Annotated in this window: 8 protein-coding genes; 2 read left to right on the top strand and 6 right to left on the bottom strand. The window is 39.7% G+C overall.

Going from position 1 to position 21,210, the window contains the following annotated elements:
* Positions 1 to 147 precede the first annotated feature (147 nt).
* Complete coding sequence (locus tag MHH92_RS09605) at positions 148 to 8,196, bottom strand: immunoglobulin-like domain-containing protein (RefSeq protein ID WP_340903437.1); 8,049 nt, start codon at positions 8,194 to 8,196, stop codon at positions 148 to 150.
* A gap of 394 nt (positions 8,197 to 8,590) precedes the next feature.
* Here MHH92_RS09605 and MHH92_RS09600 point away from each other — a divergent pair, with 394 nt between their 5' ends.
* Complete coding sequence (locus tag MHH92_RS09600) at positions 8,591 to 12,211, top strand: S-layer homology domain-containing protein (protein ID WP_340903436.1); 3,621 nt, start codon at positions 8,591 to 8,593, stop codon at positions 12,209 to 12,211.
* A 420-nt stretch (positions 12,212 to 12,631) separates the two neighbouring features.
* Here MHH92_RS09600 and MHH92_RS09595 read toward each other — a convergent pair whose 3' ends face one another.
* Positions 12,632 to 15,175, bottom strand: a complete 2,544-nt coding sequence (locus MHH92_RS09595) for an HD domain-containing protein (protein WP_340903435.1) — start codon at positions 15,173 to 15,175, stop codon at positions 12,632 to 12,634.
* A 268-nt stretch (positions 15,176 to 15,443) separates the two neighbouring features.
* Here MHH92_RS09595 and MHH92_RS09590 point away from each other — a divergent pair, with 268 nt between their 5' ends.
* Entirely contained in the window at positions 15,444 to 15,677 is a 234-nt protein-coding gene (locus tag MHH92_RS09590; protein ID WP_340903433.1) for a hypothetical protein, read from the top strand.
* Between the two features lie 55 nt (positions 15,678 to 15,732).
* Here the strand turns inward: MHH92_RS09590 and MHH92_RS09585 are convergent, their stop codons facing one another.
* The 4 genes from MHH92_RS09585 to MHH92_RS09570 form a co-directional block, all read right to left on the bottom strand.
* The gene (locus MHH92_RS09585; RefSeq protein ID WP_340903431.1) at positions 15,733 to 16,380 is read right to left on the bottom strand and encodes an NADAR family protein; all 648 of its coding nucleotides are present in this window, start codon (positions 16,378 to 16,380) and stop codon (positions 15,733 to 15,735) included.
* Positions 16,381 to 16,455: 75 nt separating this feature from the next.
* Positions 16,456 to 17,487, bottom strand: coding sequence for a phosphoribosyltransferase-like protein (locus MHH92_RS09580; protein ID WP_340903429.1), 1,032 nt, complete (start codon positions 17,485 to 17,487; stop codon positions 16,456 to 16,458).
* 46 nt (positions 17,488 to 17,533) lie between these two features.
* Positions 17,534 to 19,753, bottom strand: coding sequence for a DEAD/DEAH box helicase (locus MHH92_RS09575; protein WP_340903427.1), 2,220 nt, complete (start codon positions 19,751 to 19,753; stop codon positions 17,534 to 17,536).
* Positions 19,750 to 20,613 (bottom strand): HamA C-terminal domain-containing protein, encoded by an 864-nt coding sequence (locus MHH92_RS09570; protein WP_340903425.1) that lies wholly within the window; start codon positions 20,611 to 20,613, stop codon positions 19,750 to 19,752. Before MHH92_RS09570 ends, MHH92_RS09575 begins: the two co-directional genes overlap by 4 nt.
* Positions 20,614 to 21,210: the final 597 nt, after the last annotated feature.

Below are 21,210 nucleotides of genomic sequence, written 5' to 3'. Positions count from 1 at the left end.
CCGACATAGCCGTTGTCTACAATAAATTTAAAGCGCTTTCAAATAAAACTCGCTGATTAAACAAATAAAAAAGTGGACGGAACAAGTTCTTCCGCCCAACTTTATGATCTGAGTGAATCAATAGCAACTGCCTTATAATTAACGTGTCTACATCAAACCCAACAAATTATAGATCATCACTGCTGCTTCTGCACGACTAGCATTCTTCTTCGGTGCAAACTCATCGTTACCTACACCGTTTATTATGCCTGCTCCCTGTATTGTCTTTACCGCTTGCTTCGCATAACTTGCGATGTTTGCTTCATCCTTGAAGGCTGTAGCTTCACCACTTGCTAACGCTAGTTGCTTAATTTGGATCGCCTTGTATACCATAACCGCCATATCTTCTCGCGTAATGTTCTCATGAACTCCGAATCGTCCATTTGGTTTCCCATTCACAATCCCCAGTTTCTGCGCGGTTGCGATATTTCCATGGTACCATTCTCCTTGCTTCACATCACTAAAACTTGTCGTTGCTCTCTCATCCGATAGCTCAAACATATTCATCAGCATGGTGATGAATTCTGCTCTTGTCACTTGACCATTCGGATTAAACTCGCCGTCGCCTACACCCTTCACAATGCCTCTTGCTCCCAATGCTGAGATCGCATCCTTCGCCCAATCTTGGGTCACATCCTTAAAGCTCGTTGAAACATACGCTACCGTATACTTACTTAGATACGTTGGCTTGAACTCTACTTTTCCTGTCGCTGCATTGTATTTACCATTCGTCACCACTCTTAGCTCTCCGTTGTCCTTCACATCGTATACAACGACGTTGTTTGGATTTTCGTTAGCCTTTAGTGTGTATGGCAATTCAATTACGAGATCATCTCTGCCATCAAACTCTGTAAGTTTCTTACCATCAATCGTTAGCTCAATATCGTATACGACCTCACCGTTCAGCTGAGCTTGTGCGCCAGCTGGCAATTGATTAGCTGCAATTTTCTTAATCGACAATCCTAACGTTTTTCCCGCACTTGTTCCTGTTCCAAGCAATTCGGTTGCCACTGTTACAACTGCAGAGCCTGTGTTGATCTCAATGCGATCTACCGTAGAAGATCCACTTGTTAAGCGCGCATCTAATGCGAGCTCAATCGTTAGCCCGTTCAAGCTCTCATCAGCTTCAACTCGCATGTGTAACTTACCGCCTGTCGTTTGATCAAGCGCACGCTTCACCGTATCCGCACTTAACTTCACTTTAGAAGCACCGCTCTCATTTACGACCGGCTTAATGTGTATTTGGCCGTTGTCCATGACCACTGGCTCATTTCCACCTGGAGCTGTTGGTACTGTAGGTGCAGGAATGTTACCGTTACCGCCACCATTTCCATTACCACTGTTTGGTGCTTGTGGTGTTCCATCAACCAATGGTGTTACCGTTACCGTAGCGCTTGATGATAAACCACCATCCACTGTAGTTACTGTAATCCTTGCTGTTCCTGGTGCCACCGCTGTTACTTGACCTGTCGCACTTACAGTGGCAACAGCTGTATTGCTTGAGCTCCATGTTACTGCTTTTTTCGTTGCATTAGCTGGTGCTACCGTAGCTGTCAATTGCCCTGATTGACCTTCTACGATTGACAACGTTGTTTTGTCCAAGCTAATTCCGCTAACAGGTACATTCTTCCCACTGAGTGCATCATACTCACTTTGTGTAATTGGAATTACCGTTCCGTGACGCGGACTAGCTGGTAAGTTGTAGTTAGAAGATAATGTCCAGACACCTGATGCAAGATTTGTTGTCTCGAATGGAACATAACCTCTTCCACCAAACTCATCTACGAATAAATACCATTTTTTATCGGTATTCGATTTGAAGATCGTTGGACCCTCGACCCATTTGATGTTACCAACGCCTTGATTAATCATCTTGAAGGTTGGATCTAAGATCGAGTCACCGACCTCTTGGAAGATCATCTTGCCAAATGGAGCAGGATCTCCGTTGTTTTGCTCATCTTTCGTAAAGCGATACACTTTTCCTTCATGCTCAATCATCGTTGTGTCAATGATTGAATATCCATAATCCAGATATACTTGCGGTTCAGTAAACGTATAGAAATCTCTTGTCTTGCTATACATCATTTTTTGATAAGCACTGCCTGTATGGGATGCATCATCAAACATTCTTGATGCCCAAAATACGATATATTCACCTGTTGTATTGTCGTACATAATTTCTGGTGCCCATGTATTACCCGCTTCTTCTGGTGCAACCTCTACCATGCGTTGATCTGTCCAGTTGACTAGATCATTCGATTCCCAAACCATAATGGAACGACTGCCCCATGTGTGTGCTCTACCCCAGTTACCATTGCCGTTAATTTTCAGATCGGTAGCGATCATGTAGAACTTATCACCTTCAGGCGAACGAATAATGAACGGATCACGTACACCCTTTTCCCCTAATGTAGAGGTTAATACAGGTTTACCATTATTCAATTCTCGCCAGTTCAACGGATCATTGTCGTTACTTAGTGCAAAGTAAACTTGCTCCCCTGTTGCAGTACCTTCTCCAGTGAAATATGTGAAAAAGTATCCCGCATATTTTTCATCAGCAGGCAGTTCCTTCACCTTCGCAATAAATTCCTTCGTAGTGGATGCTGAATTTAATGTAATCGTAGCTGTAAGCTTCACGTCTACATTTCCACTACCGTGTGCCGGACGTTTTACTTCTCCAGTAACTGAAACAACGTTTGGTTGAGCAGAAGCCCAAGTAATCGTTGTTCCATATAGTCCAGATGTTGGTAATGATATATGACCTCTTACATCATTAATGTTATGAACGACTAGTGCTGCTTTTGCTTCATCTACAGAAGTGACATCGTTTGGCAATGCCTTAACCGTCAACTGAAAAGTTTTGTTAACTGTCTCTGTACCATCTGTAAATACTGCTGTTAACGTTACAACTTGATCACCTGTTGCGTTAGCTGGTCTAGTTACGACACCTGTAGTTGAGATGACATTCCCCTTATCTGAAGTCCAGCTTATTGTTGTGCCATAAACACCTGATGTTGGCAATGTTACATTGCTTATAATCGTATCTTTTGATGCATTAGCAACAAGAAGATCATGAATCGTTAATTTCTCTGTCGCAGCCGATACAAGCATGCCCTCCATTAAAGCAATCTTCTGATCTGAATGGGCCTTAAGTGATGTAATATCTGCCGCAGTCATAGCACCATCATAGATTTGAAAGTCTGCAATCATACCTCCGAAGTATGGATCAGCTGTATAGAATGACTTACCGATGGTTCCACTACTGCCTGAAGTATTTTTTATTTGTTCTAGTGTCATTCCATTCGTTGAGCCTGATGCAACAGCAACACCATCGATATAAAGCGTTAGTGTACCATCCGTGCCTGAAACAACAGTCGTAACTACTTTCCATTCATTATTCTTTAAGCCCGTGGTAGAAGTTGAAGACTCATTATTCCAAGCATTCGTCGCGATACCTAAACGAGCTAGACCGTTAGCGTTATAACGTGGTGTGAAATACGTATAGTGCGTATTATTGTTTGGTCTTCCTAATGCATATAACCACTCCGCAGCGTTTTTACCGCTCCAGTTCACAATGGATGAAACGGTCATATCCGTTAATCCATCGAGAACTCCTTGTGGCAGTTCTACATAAGAGTTAGTTGTGCCACCAGTAAAGCTTAGTACACCGGCATCTTGTGTACGAATCCATTCTGCTTTAGACGGATTGATCCATTTTCCGTTGAAGTTTCCTGTTTGGTCAATAACCGTTGCACCATCGATATCATTCATATCGTAGTGAAGAATGAGCTCTGCCCCAGATGGCTGCTCTACTGGAGGAGTAACGTCTTCATCAGCTAATGTTGCAATCTCTTCAACGGATAATGCACGATTATAAATACGGAAATCATCCAATTTACCATCAAATAAACTATGAGAGCTGTTTCTCGATTTACCAATATAATTCATCGTTGTTTCCAGTAACATTCTCGGCTCAACGTTAAATGTCGAGCTACGTTTAACCTCTTGACCATTCACATACAATACGGCATCAAATTCATCCATTGTAATTGCAACATGCTGCCAAGTCTTCGTTGGTAATAACCCGGAATTTCTCACCGCATATTTATATTCTGATCCCAGTCGCGTGCTGTCATTGCTAAATTTCTCTGTAAAAGGTGTTACGACAGCAAACTCTAGACTACCTGTATCACCTTGTGTGCTCAAGTACATGGTGTTGCGGTTAACCTGTCTGCCTGTTTCGGAAGCAAAATCAAATATTCTTTGATTCGCTTGATTTCTGTCCATTTGAACCCATGTAGAGAACGTAGCCTTCTCAAGATTCAAGGATTGAATCAAGTTATCTGGCAGCTTCACATATCCTGTTGATCCATTAAGCTCTAGTGCACCACCCGTTTTACCGATGCGATCCTCTTCATTAATCGTTGCTCCACCTACTAGTGTTGCGTGATGACCATTGCCAGAAATGTCATTTAACGTTGTACCATTTACTGTATCTTCATCAAATGAGTAATGTACAACCGGGTCTGTTGATGGTGCTGGACCTTTCCATGCATACTTCTCTTGCAAAGCATCATACTCTGCACGTGAGATTGGAATTACCGTCCCGTGTCGTGGTCCTGGCGGCAGTGCATATTTATCACTACTTAATACATTGTTCATATATTGCGTGCTACTATCCAGATCTGTTGTATATCGAACATGATATGGCCATGAATCAAGGAACAGATACCATTTGTCTTTATTATTATCTTTAAAAATCGTCTGCCCTTCGTTGTTTCCATTATTTCCGATCAAGCCAAGTTTATTATCACGTGTACCCGGAACAGCGTTGTATTGAAGGCCGTTTGCTGCAATACCGTCCTTGTCATAATAAAAAGTTGGTGCTTTCTCCACATACACTTTAGTATTCACTTCTGATTTGGTGAATCGGTACAATATATCATTATGCTCAATAAACGTTGTATCAATGGTCGGAAGTGACTCATCAATCATGACCTTTGGCTCCGAGAAGTTGTAGAAGTCTCTTGTTGTTGCGTAGTACATCACATTGTACTGACCTGCAGGTCTTCCGTTATAATCACCATATGTCTCTGTATTTTTCATCGATGATGCCCAAAATACGATATACTCTCCAGTTACTGGATCATAGATAGCTTCTGGTGCCCACGTATTTCCTCCAGTCTTAGGAGCAACCTCGATCATACGCTGCTCGCTCCAATGAACGAGATCCTCCGACTCCCAAATCATCATGTAATGACTACCCGTAATTTGAGCTTGGTCGAAATTTGTACTTTCGCCCATTTTCAAATCGGTTGCCAGCATATAGAATTTATCACCTTCTGGTGACCGAATAACGAATGGATCACGAAGTCCTTTTTCACCCATATCAGATTGAAGGATCGACTTACCATTATTCAACCCTTTCCAGAACAATGGATCTTCAGCTGTAGCGAAGGATATCTCTTCACCACCCTCATATTCACCTGTAAAGTACGCAAAGAAGTAAGCATCATGCTGTACTGGCGCAATTGCTTGTTTAATCGTAACGTTAAAAGTTAGCTCTTTAGAAGCTGCACCATTTGTAATTGTAGCTATTAGCGTAACGGGCGTATCCGTAGCTTGACGACTTACCCAGCCTAGCTGTGTAGCATTACCAGCCGCTTCAGACGTTCCTTTCACAACAGCCGGTTTGCTAGATAACCATGTAATTGTGGAGCCTTGTTCACCTGTAGCAACAAGACGTAAGTTACCTTTAACGTTGTCAGCATTGTAGATCTCTATTTGTTCAGCGTCCAGATCAACCTTCTGCTGATCATCGAATTGCTTCAAGATCGTAACAGGGAATACAGCTGTAGTTGATACTCCTTGATACGTTAAAGTAGCCGTAAGCTCTGCCTGAACATTACCTGCTTCAACAGCTGGACGTTGTACAGTGCCATGGTTAGAAATGACAGTAGGATGACTGGAACTCCAAGTAATGCTCACGCCGTTTTTACCGCTTGTCGGTAATGTAACGTTTCTTGTTATCTTATCGGTGCTTTTATCGCCTTCACCTAAGTAACGACTGATGTTGAGTTGATTCGCTGCATCATCAACAGTCAGCTGACGTATTTTGGAGATTTGAGTTGCTCCTTCTTGTTGATATAACTCGCCTACTTCTTGGTCTGTCAACGCGCGATCATATACTCGAAAATCAGCTACGCTACCTTGAAGGTATGGATCGTTTGAGAAGATTGATTTACCGATAAAGCCAGAGAAAGTAGCATCCGGATTAATAATTTCTGACAGCTTTAGTCCCTTTGCATTACCCGAAGCAACCTTAGCTCCATCCACGAATAACGTTATCCTATTGCTAGCTTCGGACAAGGACACCGTTACATGCTTCCACTGCCCACCGATAAGGTTTGAGTTTGCGCTACCTGTAACTAATGCTTCGTTCGGCCAGCCATTTTTAGAGATACCTGTAGCAATCATATTACCTGATCCACTACCGTGACGTGGTGTTACGAAGAAATATTTGTTCGTTTCTGGTGTTAATACAGTACCCAAACCGAAGATCCAGCGATTCGTCCCATCATTCGTCCAGTTCACGATTGAAGATACTGTAATCTCATTCAGACCGTGTAGTAGATCTAGTCCATTTGAGCCCTTAGGAATCTCAACATGCCCACTATTAGATGTAGAGCTTCCACCATTGAAGGAAACAAAGCCAACCTCACTGTTTGAAATGAATTGTCCATTGTTTGGATTTCTAAATATTCCGTCAAATGTAACTGCCTTGTTGGCAACATCCTTCAGTACGAGTTGACCGTCTACTTCTTCAGTCGTCTTCATGTTGTAATGAAGAATAAGATCATCTTTTAGCGATTTTCCCTTAACGGTAACGGCTGATGTAGCTGTAAACTCTCCATCTTCAGTCTGTACCGTAATTGTGGCTGTACCTTCACTAACAGCTGTAACTTTACCCGTTGAATTGACAATCGCTACACTGGAGTCACTAGATGCCCAGATAACTCTTTTATTTGTTGCATTTGAAGGTGAAATAGTAGCTACTAATATCTCGCTGTCCCCCGCTGATAAAATAAATGTAGGTTCATTAAGCAAGACATTCTTAACGACAATCTGCTCAACAGAGTCATCCTTAGGTAGTAAGGTAACCATGAACTCCTTCGTTGCCTGGCTTCCACCTAAAGAAATGGTTGCAGTTAACGTCACTTGTTGTTCCATTTCTCGTAAGAACACTTCCCCGGTTGGACTAATCGCACTCTCATCACTAGAAGTCCATGAGATCATTGCGCCATTCTTATCTTGAGTAGGCAGTTCAAGAGATTCTGTAACTGCCGATATATCACCTAACGTTAGCTCTATTTTGCATTGTTGTATTTGCTTTTCATTAAACGATTGTTCATATACTACAGCGATATCTTCATTATTTAGTGCCTCTCCGTAAATTCTTAAATCTTGAAAGCTACCCGCAAAAGTAGCATCCCCTAAATAATTGGAGCGACCGATGTAAGCATGCAAATCAGTACCAAAACTTGCTGTTGTTTTCTCTTTGGCGGTCGTGCCTATACTTACACCGTTAATGTAACCTGTAATAGAGCGTTCTGTAATGACCGTCGTATAGTGCACCCATTGACCGTCGTACGGTGTCGTTGAAGTGCCTGATACCCCTACCTCAGTCGTCCAAGGCTGGTCAACATTATTGTTATTCGTAAATACTGACTTAAAATCACCACCTGGATTCGATGGATTAAACATCCAGTAATTCGTTGGCAAGTTATTGCCAGCTGCTGGAGTACCGTAGAATAATGCTGAGTAGTTCCCACTTCCAGTGTTGGTCTTGATCCATACAGATATCGTTGTATTTTCTTGATTATCAAACAAACCAGTAGGAAGCTGAACGTAGTTTGTATTACTATCTGTTCCCCCAGGTAAAGTGAGACCATCGGTGTACGTAATGTCTCCTACGGCCGTTCCATGCTTTTCATTACCTGATATATCCTGTACATCCTCAAGCAATGGATAATGGGCCAACATCGTTGGTGTTATTGTGTCCGCTGAAGCTTGATTGCTAAATGGCAGAACAAGATTAAACCAGTTACTGAAGGTCATAAGTAAAACTAACATTAGGATTGTAATTTGCTTCCGCATAGCATTCTTCCCTTCGATTAATTTTCAGAAGCATACAACCCATATCTCTCACCTTTAAAACCAGACCACCTCGCTCAAGGAAATAGAGATACGTTTTAAAAAAAGAATGCGCTTACATTTCTTCTCATATTACGTCTTCAACACTTCCAATTCAATGTAGTATCTTGTTAATAAGGTGGATTTTTTTATTGCAATTCACGCAAACTTCAACACTATCCCTATACTTCGAAGTAATCGTTTTCATTCTAAATATACGCTATGTTTAAATTAAAGGATTGAACGCCTGATAAACATAATATATATAGTTGGGCGCTTGTCATATGGACAACGTGTCCGAATACGATGCGGTAAGCCATGGGCGTACCGCATCGAAAAATAAGGAGGATTTTCATTTATGCCAAAACGATTTAGCAGAATGCTCGCGTTCCTCTGTTGCTTGGTAATGGTGGCGTCGCTAATGCCTACCAGCTATGCCGCCGCCACTGACAACATCGAGAACGCAGAAGCGAATGAAACACCCACCGCCATTTTTGGAACTCCCGAACTCGGGTCAAACGACCCACTCTGGGACCAGACCATGGAGCATCACATCAACAAAAGCACTGTGCCCGCCGATCCCAGACCCCATGCCACGGGCACAGCCAGAATCCTTTGGGACCATGACTACCTATATTCCCGAGTAGTTGTGAATGACAGTAATCTATATCAGGGAGCTGGCGGAGATCACCAGTACGACAGCCTGGAGTTTTATGTCGGCACCGGAACCGGAGGCTCAAACCAATGGCGCGTCAGCGCGACGGGCGTGTTCTCAGGGCAGGCCGCTCCGGGCAGAGCTGCATGGACCCAGATCACGGAAACAGGATATATCGTGGAGATGAGAATACCCAAAAGAACCTTGACCTTGGAGGAGGGCAAGCTTACCTTTGAGGTTTATATTAATAACTCAACGGAAAAAGGCGGTGATCGTTATGAAGTCGTTTCCAGTTTCGGAGATCCGGACGCGGCATACACCAGCGCGGCTTCTTTTACAGACAGCCTGCAGCTCTCTTTAGCCAATGAAGTGGACACCAGATTCTCAATCACCGCCACTGCGGGACCGGGCGGCCGAATAACGCCGAACCCACCCGGCGATGTTCTGAGAGTAGATCGGGACTCTAACAAAGAATTTACGTTTACCCCCGATTCCGGCAAAATGGTGGATACCGTAACGGTAGACGGCGAGACCGTGACTCTATCTGCTGGCACTTATACCTTTTCGAATATTGAGGCTGACCATACAATTCACGTAACATTCAAAAACGATCCGGACGCGGGGATACTTCCCTTTATCGTATGGAATGACAACTTCGCCAGTGGCGAGTACACAACGGCTGTCATCATCGACTTAGGCGAGGGGAAGGCAGCGTTAGGCTCCGAGCTTAATTCGGGCTTGTTTACCTTGTCAGCCAGGAACACAACCCTGAACGGCGAAGCGGTGACCTTTGAAGGAACGCGCAAGATCACAAGGGTATACGCTAATGACGAACCGAAGGTACGCGGCTATCTGGGGCCGGTAAGCAATTCACCGGATTATCAGGACGGACTGGCAAGCGGCCGTTACATCGTAGTTGAGTCTGAGTTTTATTCAGCGAGCGGCGGCAAAACAACGCTGGATGGCAGCAGTAACTCGACAAAGCAGGTTTACAACATCGTCCCAAACGGAGAGATCGTACTGACAGAGGGGAGTCCACTTCGCAACGTGGTTTTTGAACAGGAAAAAGTTGTGAATCCGATCCTTGACAAGTTTACAACATTCACGGACAATTCGGTCAATCGCTCGCTCTACCTTCACAAGGATGAAGACAGTAAAGTGATCAAAGGATTGCCGCTGTATGTTTATACCCACGGCATGTCACGCGGCGGCACAAACGCTGCGACAGACCAAAAAGCGGCCATGAAATCCGCCAACGGCTCGGTCGCTCTAATGAAAAAAATGGAAGAAAATCCTGACAAGTACGCCAGCCATGTACTGAATATTTCCTATAATGGCGTATCTGTTCCCTCAACAGAGAATGTTAAGAAGGTCATAGACGCCCTGATTGCCAGCGGCGAAGTAGACCCTAATCGTGTTTACGCGGCGGGCTTCTCATGGGGCGGCCAGTATACAAACAACTTAGTTAACAGCCATCCTGGCTTCTTCGCCGCCGCCGCACCTATGGCCCCGGTAAGCGGTTCACCGAATGCTAAGGACAACGACACTCACAACAACCTGGCCTATTGGATGTTTGTAAATGCTCATAATGCTGGAGGCTACCAGACTAACCTCAATAACTTCATCAATAACAATATGCCGAAAATGATCAACGCGAGGGCTTCGCGCTTTGAGAGTAATGAGGTCCTTACGTGGCCCTACAATCAATTTGATCAGCCAAATCTGAGGCCTAATCCGGCCAACACACCTGTTCTGGCTGATTACATAGCCCACGAAGTTGAAGCGGCGGTTCTTTACAACCAGATAACTATGGGGAATTGGAGCATAGCTCCCACGGCGCAGTCCTCTAACTTGCCGGCTTGGAACAATGACTACACAGACGTCTTTGATTGGATGTTCGCGCAGAGAAAAAAGGTCGTGCCAGGTGCTCCAAGCGGCTTCAAGGCGACAGCCGGTGACGGACAGGTCACATTGAACTGGACCGCCCCTGCTGACGACGGTGGCAGTGCGATCTTGGGCTACAAGGTATGGTATGGCAACGGGACGCCGATTACACTGGATGCGACGGAGACCAAATATACCTTCAAGAACCTGACAAACGGCCAAGGCTACAACTTCACCATCATCGCGGTGAATGCAAAGGGCGACGGCGCGGAGATCAGTGCTACGACGACGCCGATGAAGACGACGACTCCCACTGTGCCTGATTCTGGCGGCAATACGGGAAACACCGGAAATACCGGCAACATCGGTAATACGGGCAACACCGACAATACGGGCACCGGGACAGACGCTGGAACGTTGAAGTCGACCTACACAGTGAATACACCGAAGGATAAACCCGCGATCACAGACAAAAACGGCAACACCACCCTTCCCGGTGGCGGCGAGATTGCGACCAAAGGCGGGACGAAGATTAAGGTACCCGAAGGCACATCGATAGACTCAAACGGTAAGTTAACCATTCCGGCAGACAAGAGCGCCGAAGTGATACTACCCGGCGACAACAGCACAGTGACCATTTCGGGAGGATCGACGATAGCGAGCGACGGTACGGTTACAGTAGGCGGCAAAGACGCGCATGTGACCCTGCCCAACGGCAACCGTGTGGATATTCACGGCGGATCGAAGATACGGAGCGGCGGAGCGGTTGTGGTAGGACCGAGCGGCGCAAAAGTTAGCTTAGATAACGGCATGTCGCTGAACATCCGTGAGGGTACGGAGCTGGCATTTGATGACGCCACCCCACTGGGCTTCCTCGTGCTATCGGGCAATCCTTTCAGGGATGCCAACATGGACGACTGGTTCTACAACGATATAAATTTCGCCTACACATACGATCTTTTCAACGGCACGACGTCCACGACGTTCTCACCCCGCACCGCAATGACGCGTGCAATGTTCGTGCAGGTACTGTCCAATCTTGAGAACGTAAACCTCTCCAGCTACACGAGTTCCCGCTTTAACGACGTGACGGACGGACAATGGTACACCGCGGCAGCCGAGTGGGCGGCCGAAAAAAGCATAGTTAACGGTACAAACGCAGACCTGTTTGACCCCAATTCACCGATGACGCGCGAGCAGATGCTGGTGATACTGTACAACTACATGAAGTACAAAGGCTATGAGCTCCCTGAAAGCCACGCTAAGCCCTTCACGGACGAGAGTGAGATCAGCTCCTGGGCATTGGAGGCCGTTCAGGCACTGCGGGACATCGGCATTGTATTAGGCAAGCCGGACAACTTTTTTGCTCCCAAAGCCACCGCCACCCGCGCCGAAGTAGCCACGATCTTTGTAAGATTCGTCGAATATCCGGCTAACTGAAAGCGTATACAGATAAATGCAGACCCTTCCGGTTGGACAATATCCAGCCGGAAGGTGCTCCTTGTTTTCAAACTGCACTTTTTGACAACTCCACGATCAGGACTTTAACCCTCGATTTTTGCATCTAGAATATTCGTCCCCAAGTCCGAAAATTCTAATTAATTAATGCATGTTCTGATTTATTTCACGCACAAAAAAACGCCATCGCGATAATGTGATGGCGTTCTTATGGAGCCTAGGGGGATCGAACCCCTGACCTCATCGCTGCCAGTGGAGCGATAGGGTTCTGAGTGTTAAGAGAATCGCGGAGGAAAGCCTTGAGCGACAAGGCTTTATTTTGTTTTTTTGCTTCCACGTACAGTTTAGCGTATTGCTCCGATTAGAAAAAGTGTGACCAGAAATGTGACCAAAATTGTATAACTAATTTATCAATTTTTTATACTTTTCTTTCATAAATATGGTCTCGGTATTCTTAAACTGTTTAATATATCGAAGTAAAGTTTCTTTTTCAACTATATCCTCTATTTTTTGATATACCCCTATGCAAATAGCCTGGTAGATTGCATTACTAATATTACTCTCGATGTCTTCTTGAATACCGTCTCTCGAGACATTCGGTATAATATTATCCACAACAATATTTGCATTGAACCTTTCAAATTTAAGATCATAAAGCATCTTCTCTAATGATACTTTAATTGATTTAACATATACTCCTTTAATATAGAGTCTGAAATCATACGAGTCCAAACTTCTATAGTGCATCAAATGATGGGGTAATTTATCAACTAATTCTAAAAAAACGCTGTTTCCAGGAAGGAAAAATATATTAAATGATTGAATTTCAACTAAACAGTGATCACACAATGTATCCTGCCCATAATCGTAAAGCATTTTAAATTCTAATCCGTCCATTATTTCCTCATAATGGGATATAGTTCCTTTATTTACTGTTTCAATCTTTTCAGGAGTAGCCAAGATGCTTATATAATGAAAATTGTTCTTTTCCATGTAATGTTCTAATCCATCTTTTACATTATTAAAAGCCTCTATGAGTCGCTCTAAACGTTCGCCATGTTCGATAATTGGAATATTAACAACTTCTAATTTACCGTCCTTAACTAGATTTAAGATTTTGATTTCAGATTCCTCTAAATCAATCATTTCATTATTATTATAATAATAAGGATCACCCACTAAAGAGATATCACTAAAAGAATAGTTAAATAAGATATTATTAGGATTTTTAACGATTACTTTCCCAGTTACCCCTTCTAAAAACTCAGATAAATCAATTATAATATCTTTTTGACCAACATCTTGATTTATTGAAACCAAACTGTTTGAAATAGGCGTTTTACTTTTGCTGGTCTTGTCTATTAGTTCAATACTCACTTCATCTGATAAGAAATAAAGTTCCAAATACGCTTGTATTTCCTTCATACCTTCAGGCCATACTTCCATGAATTGATCAAACTTAAGAATGATATCCGTCCCGAAGTGTTTAACATCTTCACTTTCTTTAATAGATACAAACTCATCTTCCTTTGCCAATTCAACCTCATACCTAGTAGAATTCTCGAAATGACGAGTCTTAACTGTAACCAAGTCAGAGAGCATGAAACAAGCTAAAAAACCAATCCCGTAATTCCCTATAGGTTTATGATTCAGACCTTTTAACATATAATCATCCGATGTATAGTAAGAAGATCCCACATTCAGGAAATATTTTTTTAGAATTTCTATGTTCATACCACTGCCATTATCACTAATGATAACTTCATTCTTATCTTGATCTAATATTATTTTTACTACTGGCTCGTACTCTTCATCTCCAAACTCTCTATGCTTATCCTCAATCTCTTTTCTAGTTTTACAAGCATCAATTGAATTTTGTATTAATTCGCGTAATCCATTCTTTTTATCTCCATATATTTGCTCACCCATTAATAAGTTCGTTATTTGTCTAAAATCGATAATAAATCTTAAATCTGCAAATGTATATCCTTCTGATTGTATCTCATTTCTAACTTGTGATTTAAAGTTTACAATATAGTGATTTTCCATTTTACTAGTTACTCTATTTATGTTTTCGATTTCATCATTTATCCAGTCTAAATACTTTAAAATTTTACGATGAATAATGGAGTTACTACATTTTCCAAACAACTCTATTATCTTATAACCCTTTGTGCTATCAAGTGTAATTTTGTTAGAGTTATCTATACTAAAGTGTTGCTTCCATTCTTGGTCACTAACGCCTGTAGGTTCCAGCACCTTGTACAAACTGGGTGGTGTTCGTTCGCTATCGAAATCCAATAAATCTGCAAGTCTTAATACCATTGCACAAAATTGCAAGTTTATTTTATAACTTCCCTTCAATGAATACGTTGTTAAACTCTTTTCAATCCAACTTATATCCTCTGTATGCGCCTGACAAATTTTTGAAATTTCTTCATCAAAATTAGTGTTTGGCATAGTTGGAACAACGAGTACGTCTTTAAGCTCCTTCTTGATGTATTCAGCAGAACGTAAAGCATGGACCCTTCTTATGTAATCTTGTATAGCTTTAGTATGGTCATTTTTAAACTTTTTTAGAAAAGCTTCGTAACTGAAGTCCTTATATCTGAGCTCTCCTGATTTTATCCTTTCAACTTCACTAGATGTTGCTCCCATCCCTATATCATGTAGCAGTGCTGAACAAATCAAAAAGGTAATTTCAAGATCAGAAAGTTGCTCTACACTTGGGATGATCTCTCTCATATAATTTATAATTCTTAGTGAATGGTTAACATTATGAAGTGTATAATCAGGAAAAACTTGTGAAACCCGTGTATCCAAAATATCTTTTGTTTTACGATAGACTGAGAGCACAACTGAGTATAAATCGGTATTTCGTTCCTTTAACTCCGATACTAATAAAGGGGGATTACTTTCAAAATGTAGTTGACTAAGTTCTTTCATTTAAATACCTCACTTATATTGTATTATTAACATGAATTGTAACATGTAGTATGGCGGACTGAAAATCAATACAAAAACTTTTGCTGTACCTGTTAAGTGTAATTTTCATATTTCAAATTATTTACATTAGACTATGGATTAGAGTAGTATTAGCTATAAATACAGAACTCAAATCGATAAATGAAAGGACTTGGTTATTCTGAATAAAACAAAATCTGTAGTATGTGATAGTTGTGGAGAGAACATAGAAAATCTAAAGGACGCGGTCGTGGAATGGTACTTTGAAAGAAAAAGTAATACTCAAAAAGGTTTTAGAATAACTCATAAAGAGGACATTCATATTAATCAAAAAGTCTGTCAATACGACTTCTCGATTCTGAAGAATCAGGGAAAAGATTTAAAAGATATTGAGGCTTATTCCGCTAAATCCCGACTAAAAGAATTACTTTCAGAAGAAAATGTTTTACATATAGAAGTAGAATTTATTTTAAATAGACTATAAATACTAAGTAATGATAAACAAGTATAGGAGTATCCTATACTTGTTTTAATTCATTTTATAAATCAAACATATCAAGTTGGCTGTCTTCAACAATCTCTGTCTTCTTTTTAACGTTATCTACAGATTTTGATTTGAAAAGCGTTGCACTTATAACAGGAATTTTTTCTCCCATAAGAAAGAAATCACTAACTTGAGGAGGATTCAAGTTATATTTAGTATAATCATAAGTCTTTGTTTCTTCTCTTAATTCCATTAGCAATCTTCCTAATGAGTTAGTCCCAGTTAGTCGTCCATCTTCATCAGGTTTGGCTCCCCAAAAAGAATCTCGATTAGATTCTTCAACTATAGGTAAATCACCTGTTGAAATCAAAAGTTCATGAAATTTATCCCAATTTTGTAGTAACTTAGCCCTCAAACACCAACGCATTATGAGTAATCTAATATCATCCCAATCTTTTCTAGTTTCACTTTTAAAAGGTTTACTCCGCATTTTCGCTGTCATCGGACTCCGCTCTGATATGATAAGTCTTTGAACTTCAATATTATGAGGGAATCTACAAGCTTGATATAAGGCTTCTGAAGTGCGAATTTTAATTCTATTTATCTCCAAAGGATATCCAGGTGACATATTTGACAGACCACCAAACTCTTCATTCGTTTTTTTGAATACGATAGCTCTGTCTCTTGAATATATTCTTGTCATTCAACCCCACCTACGAAATTTATAAAAGTTCCCTGAATTTATCATACATTAATTTACAACAAATTTTGTGTCAAATTAATTATTTATTCGCCTAGGGAATAAAGGATGCCACTTACTAAAAGGGTGAGAAGAAGGATAAGTAGTATCTCCCCACCATAGAACGAGTGGACAATTGTTCGCTATATTCCTATATGTAATAAACATAGCTCCGAAACCCAAACTTTCATATGATTCAAAACCTAATGGTCTCATTAACAGATTATTGTTTCGAGAGAGCCTTACAATAGCTGAACCATGTTCTAAGAAAGCCTGTTCAACAACGTTTCTTCCCTCAAGACTAGTAAATATAGTTTCCTCAAATCCAATCGATTCCCCTCTAAAAAGTCGAGGACCTCTATTCTTAGATTCACACTGTCTGTGTAACTCCGCTATGTAATTCTGTAAATCTTCATTATGAGTTCCAGGTTCTCCCGCCCAACAACATTCATATTTTTGTAATGTTTCTTTATGGTAGTTATAAAATTCTACCCATTCATAATATTTCACTTTTATTTTTGTATCCTTTGTTAATTCTTCTATCCTCTTTTTTGTACTAAAATAATTTCTAGAATAGCAAGCAATATAAATTATTTGCAGTTCAACATCAAGCTCCTTGTTTTCTTCTACCCAATGTCTGACGTCCGTGAACAAACGTTTTCCTGAAAACAAACAGTCGTCAAAATATATATACCTATTTGGTGTACTTCCCAAATCATCAAGACTAGTATTATAATCTTCAACTAGAATTTCATTTACTAAATCCAATAATTCAATTTGACTTCTTCCGTTTTGTTGAATGTTTAAAAACTTTGTTTTCTGAGGAGCATTTTTCAAATCCCCGAACAACTCTTTCTCTTGCAGTATCGTTTTAATGAAGGTTTTTGCTTCAGATTTCGTAAGATAAAAGTTGCTCACTATATGTGCCATTTCTCTTGCAATTATAAGTCTATCCCTTGACGAAAATTGCCATAACCAACGTTCAACATGTTCTTCATCAATGATGGCAATTTCGCCTTCTCTGTAATCTGAGATTTCATCAGTGATAACTCGTACGTACTTATTCATCATAATAGTATCCCCCTATTTCGTAAATCTACAAATCTAATATTTACAACTACACATATTTATTCAAAATTAGTTTTTCATAGTTAGACAATGAACTCGTTACACTAGGATCCAAAGCTATTTTCACCTTTATTTTTGTAATGTTGTCACAATCAACTAACTCACTTGAGATCTTACTAATAATTCCTGTTGGTACTCCTGCCTCTTTTAAGGCTATTTCGTGCTTTTCATTTGAAGCGAACTCCAATTTAGTGATTAAAGCTTTTAAACTGATTGCATCCTTGACTCCATGAACTTCAAGATAAACATAGTTAAAAAGATTCTCAAATGCTGTAAAATATTTGGGTAGAGAAAATTCAAAATATCTAGTAATTAAAGCAAATGCACTTCGAACTCTTGTATCTATTTTTTTTCCATTCTGATTCTGTATCAATTCTTTTATAGAAGGGGATTGGTAAATATAAAATTTAGTTAGTCTGATTAAGTTACCAATTGAGAAATTTCTATCATTTTGATCTCTCTCGTTAAATAAATGTAAATAACAAGTCTCTAAAATCAATTCTAACTGTTCCTTTTTTGGATATTGAGTAGTAAATTCAATTTTCTTTAAAAGATTTGTATTATTTCTTAGATAATCGATTAAAGAAATTTGATTCTGAATAGTTATAAACTTATTTTTCTTGATTAATTCAAATGTAATATTCCACTGCGAAAGGAGCTGCTCCATCTTCTCTCTATTTTTTAAATTTTCATTATATAAATCACTTTTATCAACCTGTATTATTTCTTCAGGAGTTAAAGAAATATTATCGTAATAACTAAATTCAATGGTTTGTTTCTCTTCTTCTTCATTTATTGGCTGTAATGTAACAACACGACCAATAAAATGTGATAAAAAACGCCCCGCCCTACCTTTGATATTTTTCACATCAAACCCACTTAGCAACTTCCCCCCCTTATGATTATCATAAATTACTATATTTTTTGCAGAGGTATTTACTCCCTCTGTTAGAGTAGATGTACATAGCAGAGTATCAATATTTCCATTATTGAAAGCATCCACTATCTCGGTTTGAATATACTTGGGAATTGAACTGTGATGGAATGCCACTCCTTTAATTAGACAATTCACAAGTGACCAGTTATCATCTATTGTTGATTTTATGTAGTCAATTAAATCATTGTGAATTGAAATATCAGATCGTTTCTCTGCAATTTTTTTAGCTCTAGTTTCAACCGTATCTTTTCTACCCAGATATACCAAAGTTTGTCCATCAATTAAAGAAGTAATATTGATTAGATTTTTATCGTCATCAGCCATTTTTTTGAACGTATGTCTTGAAATTTTAAATTCTTTTTTATTTTCCAAACTAGAGATGTCAATCATATCCTTCTGAACAATCTCCGCAGTATACCTTCTAAAAACAGCGCTAGTACGGTCAAGAAATACTTTGCTGAAGTTCTTAAAATAAGGCCCTATTAAATAGAAGTCTCCGGCCATTTTGGATAACCTATACAAGCAATGTGTAAATACATGTCGTCTCTCATCATCATCCTGTATTTTATAGATTTCATCCATTGTGAAGAAATCTATACGTAGTTGTGGATGTGAGTCTAGCAACAAATCCATTTTTTCTGGAGTCAAAATAAAAATATTTCCTGTATCTCCAAGCTCTTGAGTTGATGTGTTAATTAAATTATATCGTTCTCGTATTGCAAGATTTTTCCTGAATGAGAGATACGTTTCATTGAGTAGAGCAATTGTGGGTAAAATCACAGCAATATTATTGTAATTTCCTTGAATAATTATTTCTGAGACAATTCTTGATTTACCAAATGAAGTAGGTGCACTGACGACCAATCTTTTATATTTTTTGAAGTCTTCAAATAACATTTTTTGATCACGTGTCAAGACAGTCCCTGTATTTAGGGTATAAAACGATTGTACAAAAGAGTCCAAGAACCCATGACCAACATACTCAGCATAACTTTCGTTAAGATTCTTAAACATTTCATGATAAAGAAATACTCTGGATTCGATGATGCAATCAAACAAAAGCTGATGTATGAATCTATCGTCTGGCTTTGCTTCTGCAATATGACATATGATAGATAGCCCTAAATTGTACTCCTCATCATCCTCAGAAGAAAGTAAACTATGTGCAGTCTCCAACATAAACTTATATTGAGAATTACTTAAAAATGCATTTTGTTTTAATTCTGCTAACAATTGGGTTGTAGAAAGCACCCTATTACTATACACATTCATCTCATCACTTCCTCTAATTTCTCTAGCTCTGTTTTTATAAATGCAACGGATTCAAAAGGCATAATAATAAAAAGAACTTCAATATTAGGCTTTGACAATAGCTCAAAATCTTCAATTTTTTTGTATTTCTTCAGAAACTCCCCTGTCATTTCTTCTATGAAAGTTTCACTTTCAATATCTTTGTGATTAGTAAGGACTTTACAATCATAAGTTAAAAGCACAGGAATTCTAATCTTGATCTTGTCCAATGTTCCTCCGCTATTCAAAATATCATTAATCTTTTCATATTCTGGATAGTTATCATTTAGCTCGATGTTAGAGGATAGAATGCTGATCTCGTCCCTTAGATAATCAATCTCACAATGTTCTTTTATAGACTCTATTGCATTTGAAATTGCTCCGCTAAAACTTTGATGAAACTTCGCTTCCCCTAACCACAGATATACATCCTCATCCTCAATTGAAAAATGTGCACAGTCAAACCCCTTAATCTGGTCTTTAGTTGAACTTCTGAGCCTGACTTTAGTTACAAACTTTTCAGATGGAAAAAACACACTCAGTATTATATATAAAAGCAATTCTCCAAAATCACCTTTTGAATTTTTATGAGCTTTTGATATTCTTTCCCAAGCCTTTCTTTGCATCTCGCCAAAGTCATCGTCATCTTTGTACTTTTTTATTTCTCTTTTCGTGAGCGCAAAATGAATTACAGATTCTCTTATTATTCTGACGATCTCACTTTGCCTATATTTACCATCTTCATAATTCAACGTCATCGCAGTTTTTTCAGTCTTAAGGTAATCGTGGCTGAGATCAAATTTGAATATAAGATTTCTTGCCCGTTTAGTTAATTGCTTCATTATTCCCTCCTATGTAGAATGAGTCATCACTTAAATTAAAATAGAATTAGATCAGCGGTTCAAAAAGTATGGTTCTTAAGTCATAATTTCGACATTAATTTACCTTTTCCTCCCAAACATACGTTCCATATATTGTAACCAATACAAATTTAAATATATATTATTACCTTGATACCTATAATATTTATGTCCACCTAACTTTTAAGGTATTACAAATTACCTAAACATGATTACACAAAAATATAGGAGGCTTCATTGAAAAACAAATCCCAAAAAAGCTGATCTCAGTCTGTCTACGTGAACATCCAGACAGCATCCCAATTCAGCAACTTTTCAAGCAATGTCCAACTATATCAGCATTAATGGACATTTCAGAGCAGCAGCTTGTTAACATTAGAGGAATAGAATTAAACAAAGCACGTCAATTGAACGCCATTTTGAAAAAGACACTAACAATACCCTTATGTGAACAAATAAGCATTCGATCTCCAAAGGACTTATTCCAGTTGCTAGAACCCGACTTCAAATTCTTAACAAAGGAACCACTTCATCTTCTCTTCTTAAACACGAAAAATAAAGTAATCTGTAAGAAGTCAT

This window comes from Paenibacillus sp. FSL M7-1414, from assembly GCF_038003195.1.
Taxonomy (GTDB): domain Bacteria; phylum Bacillota; class Bacilli; order Paenibacillales; family Paenibacillaceae; genus Paenibacillus; species Paenibacillus amylolyticus.
Note: the sequence above shows the minus strand (reverse complement) of the source record. Positions and strands in the feature narration are given on the sequence as shown.

Coding starts and splice junctions, on each gene's coding strand:
- MHH92_RS09600 (WP_340903436.1), top strand. CDS start 8,591: ATGCCAAAACGATTTAGCAGAATGCTCGCGTTCCTCTGTTGCTTGGTA.
- MHH92_RS09575 (WP_340903427.1), bottom strand. CDS start 19,753: ATGAATGTGTATAGTAATAGGGTGCTTTCTACAACCCAATTGTTAGCA.
- MHH92_RS09605 (WP_340903437.1), bottom strand. CDS start 8,196: ATGCGGAAGCAAATTACAATCCTAATGTTAGTTTTACTTATGACCTTC.
- MHH92_RS09585 (WP_340903431.1), bottom strand. CDS start 16,380: ATGACAAGAATATATTCAAGAGACAGAGCTATCGTATTCAAAAAAACG.
- MHH92_RS09570 (WP_340903425.1), bottom strand. CDS start 20,613: ATGAAGCAATTAACTAAACGGGCAAGAAATCTTATATTCAAATTTGAT.
- MHH92_RS09595 (WP_340903435.1), bottom strand. CDS start 15,175: ATGAAAGAACTTAGTCAACTACATTTTGAAAGTAATCCCCCTTTATTA.
- MHH92_RS09580 (WP_340903429.1), bottom strand. CDS start 17,487: ATGATGAATAAGTACGTACGAGTTATCACTGATGAAATCTCAGATTAC.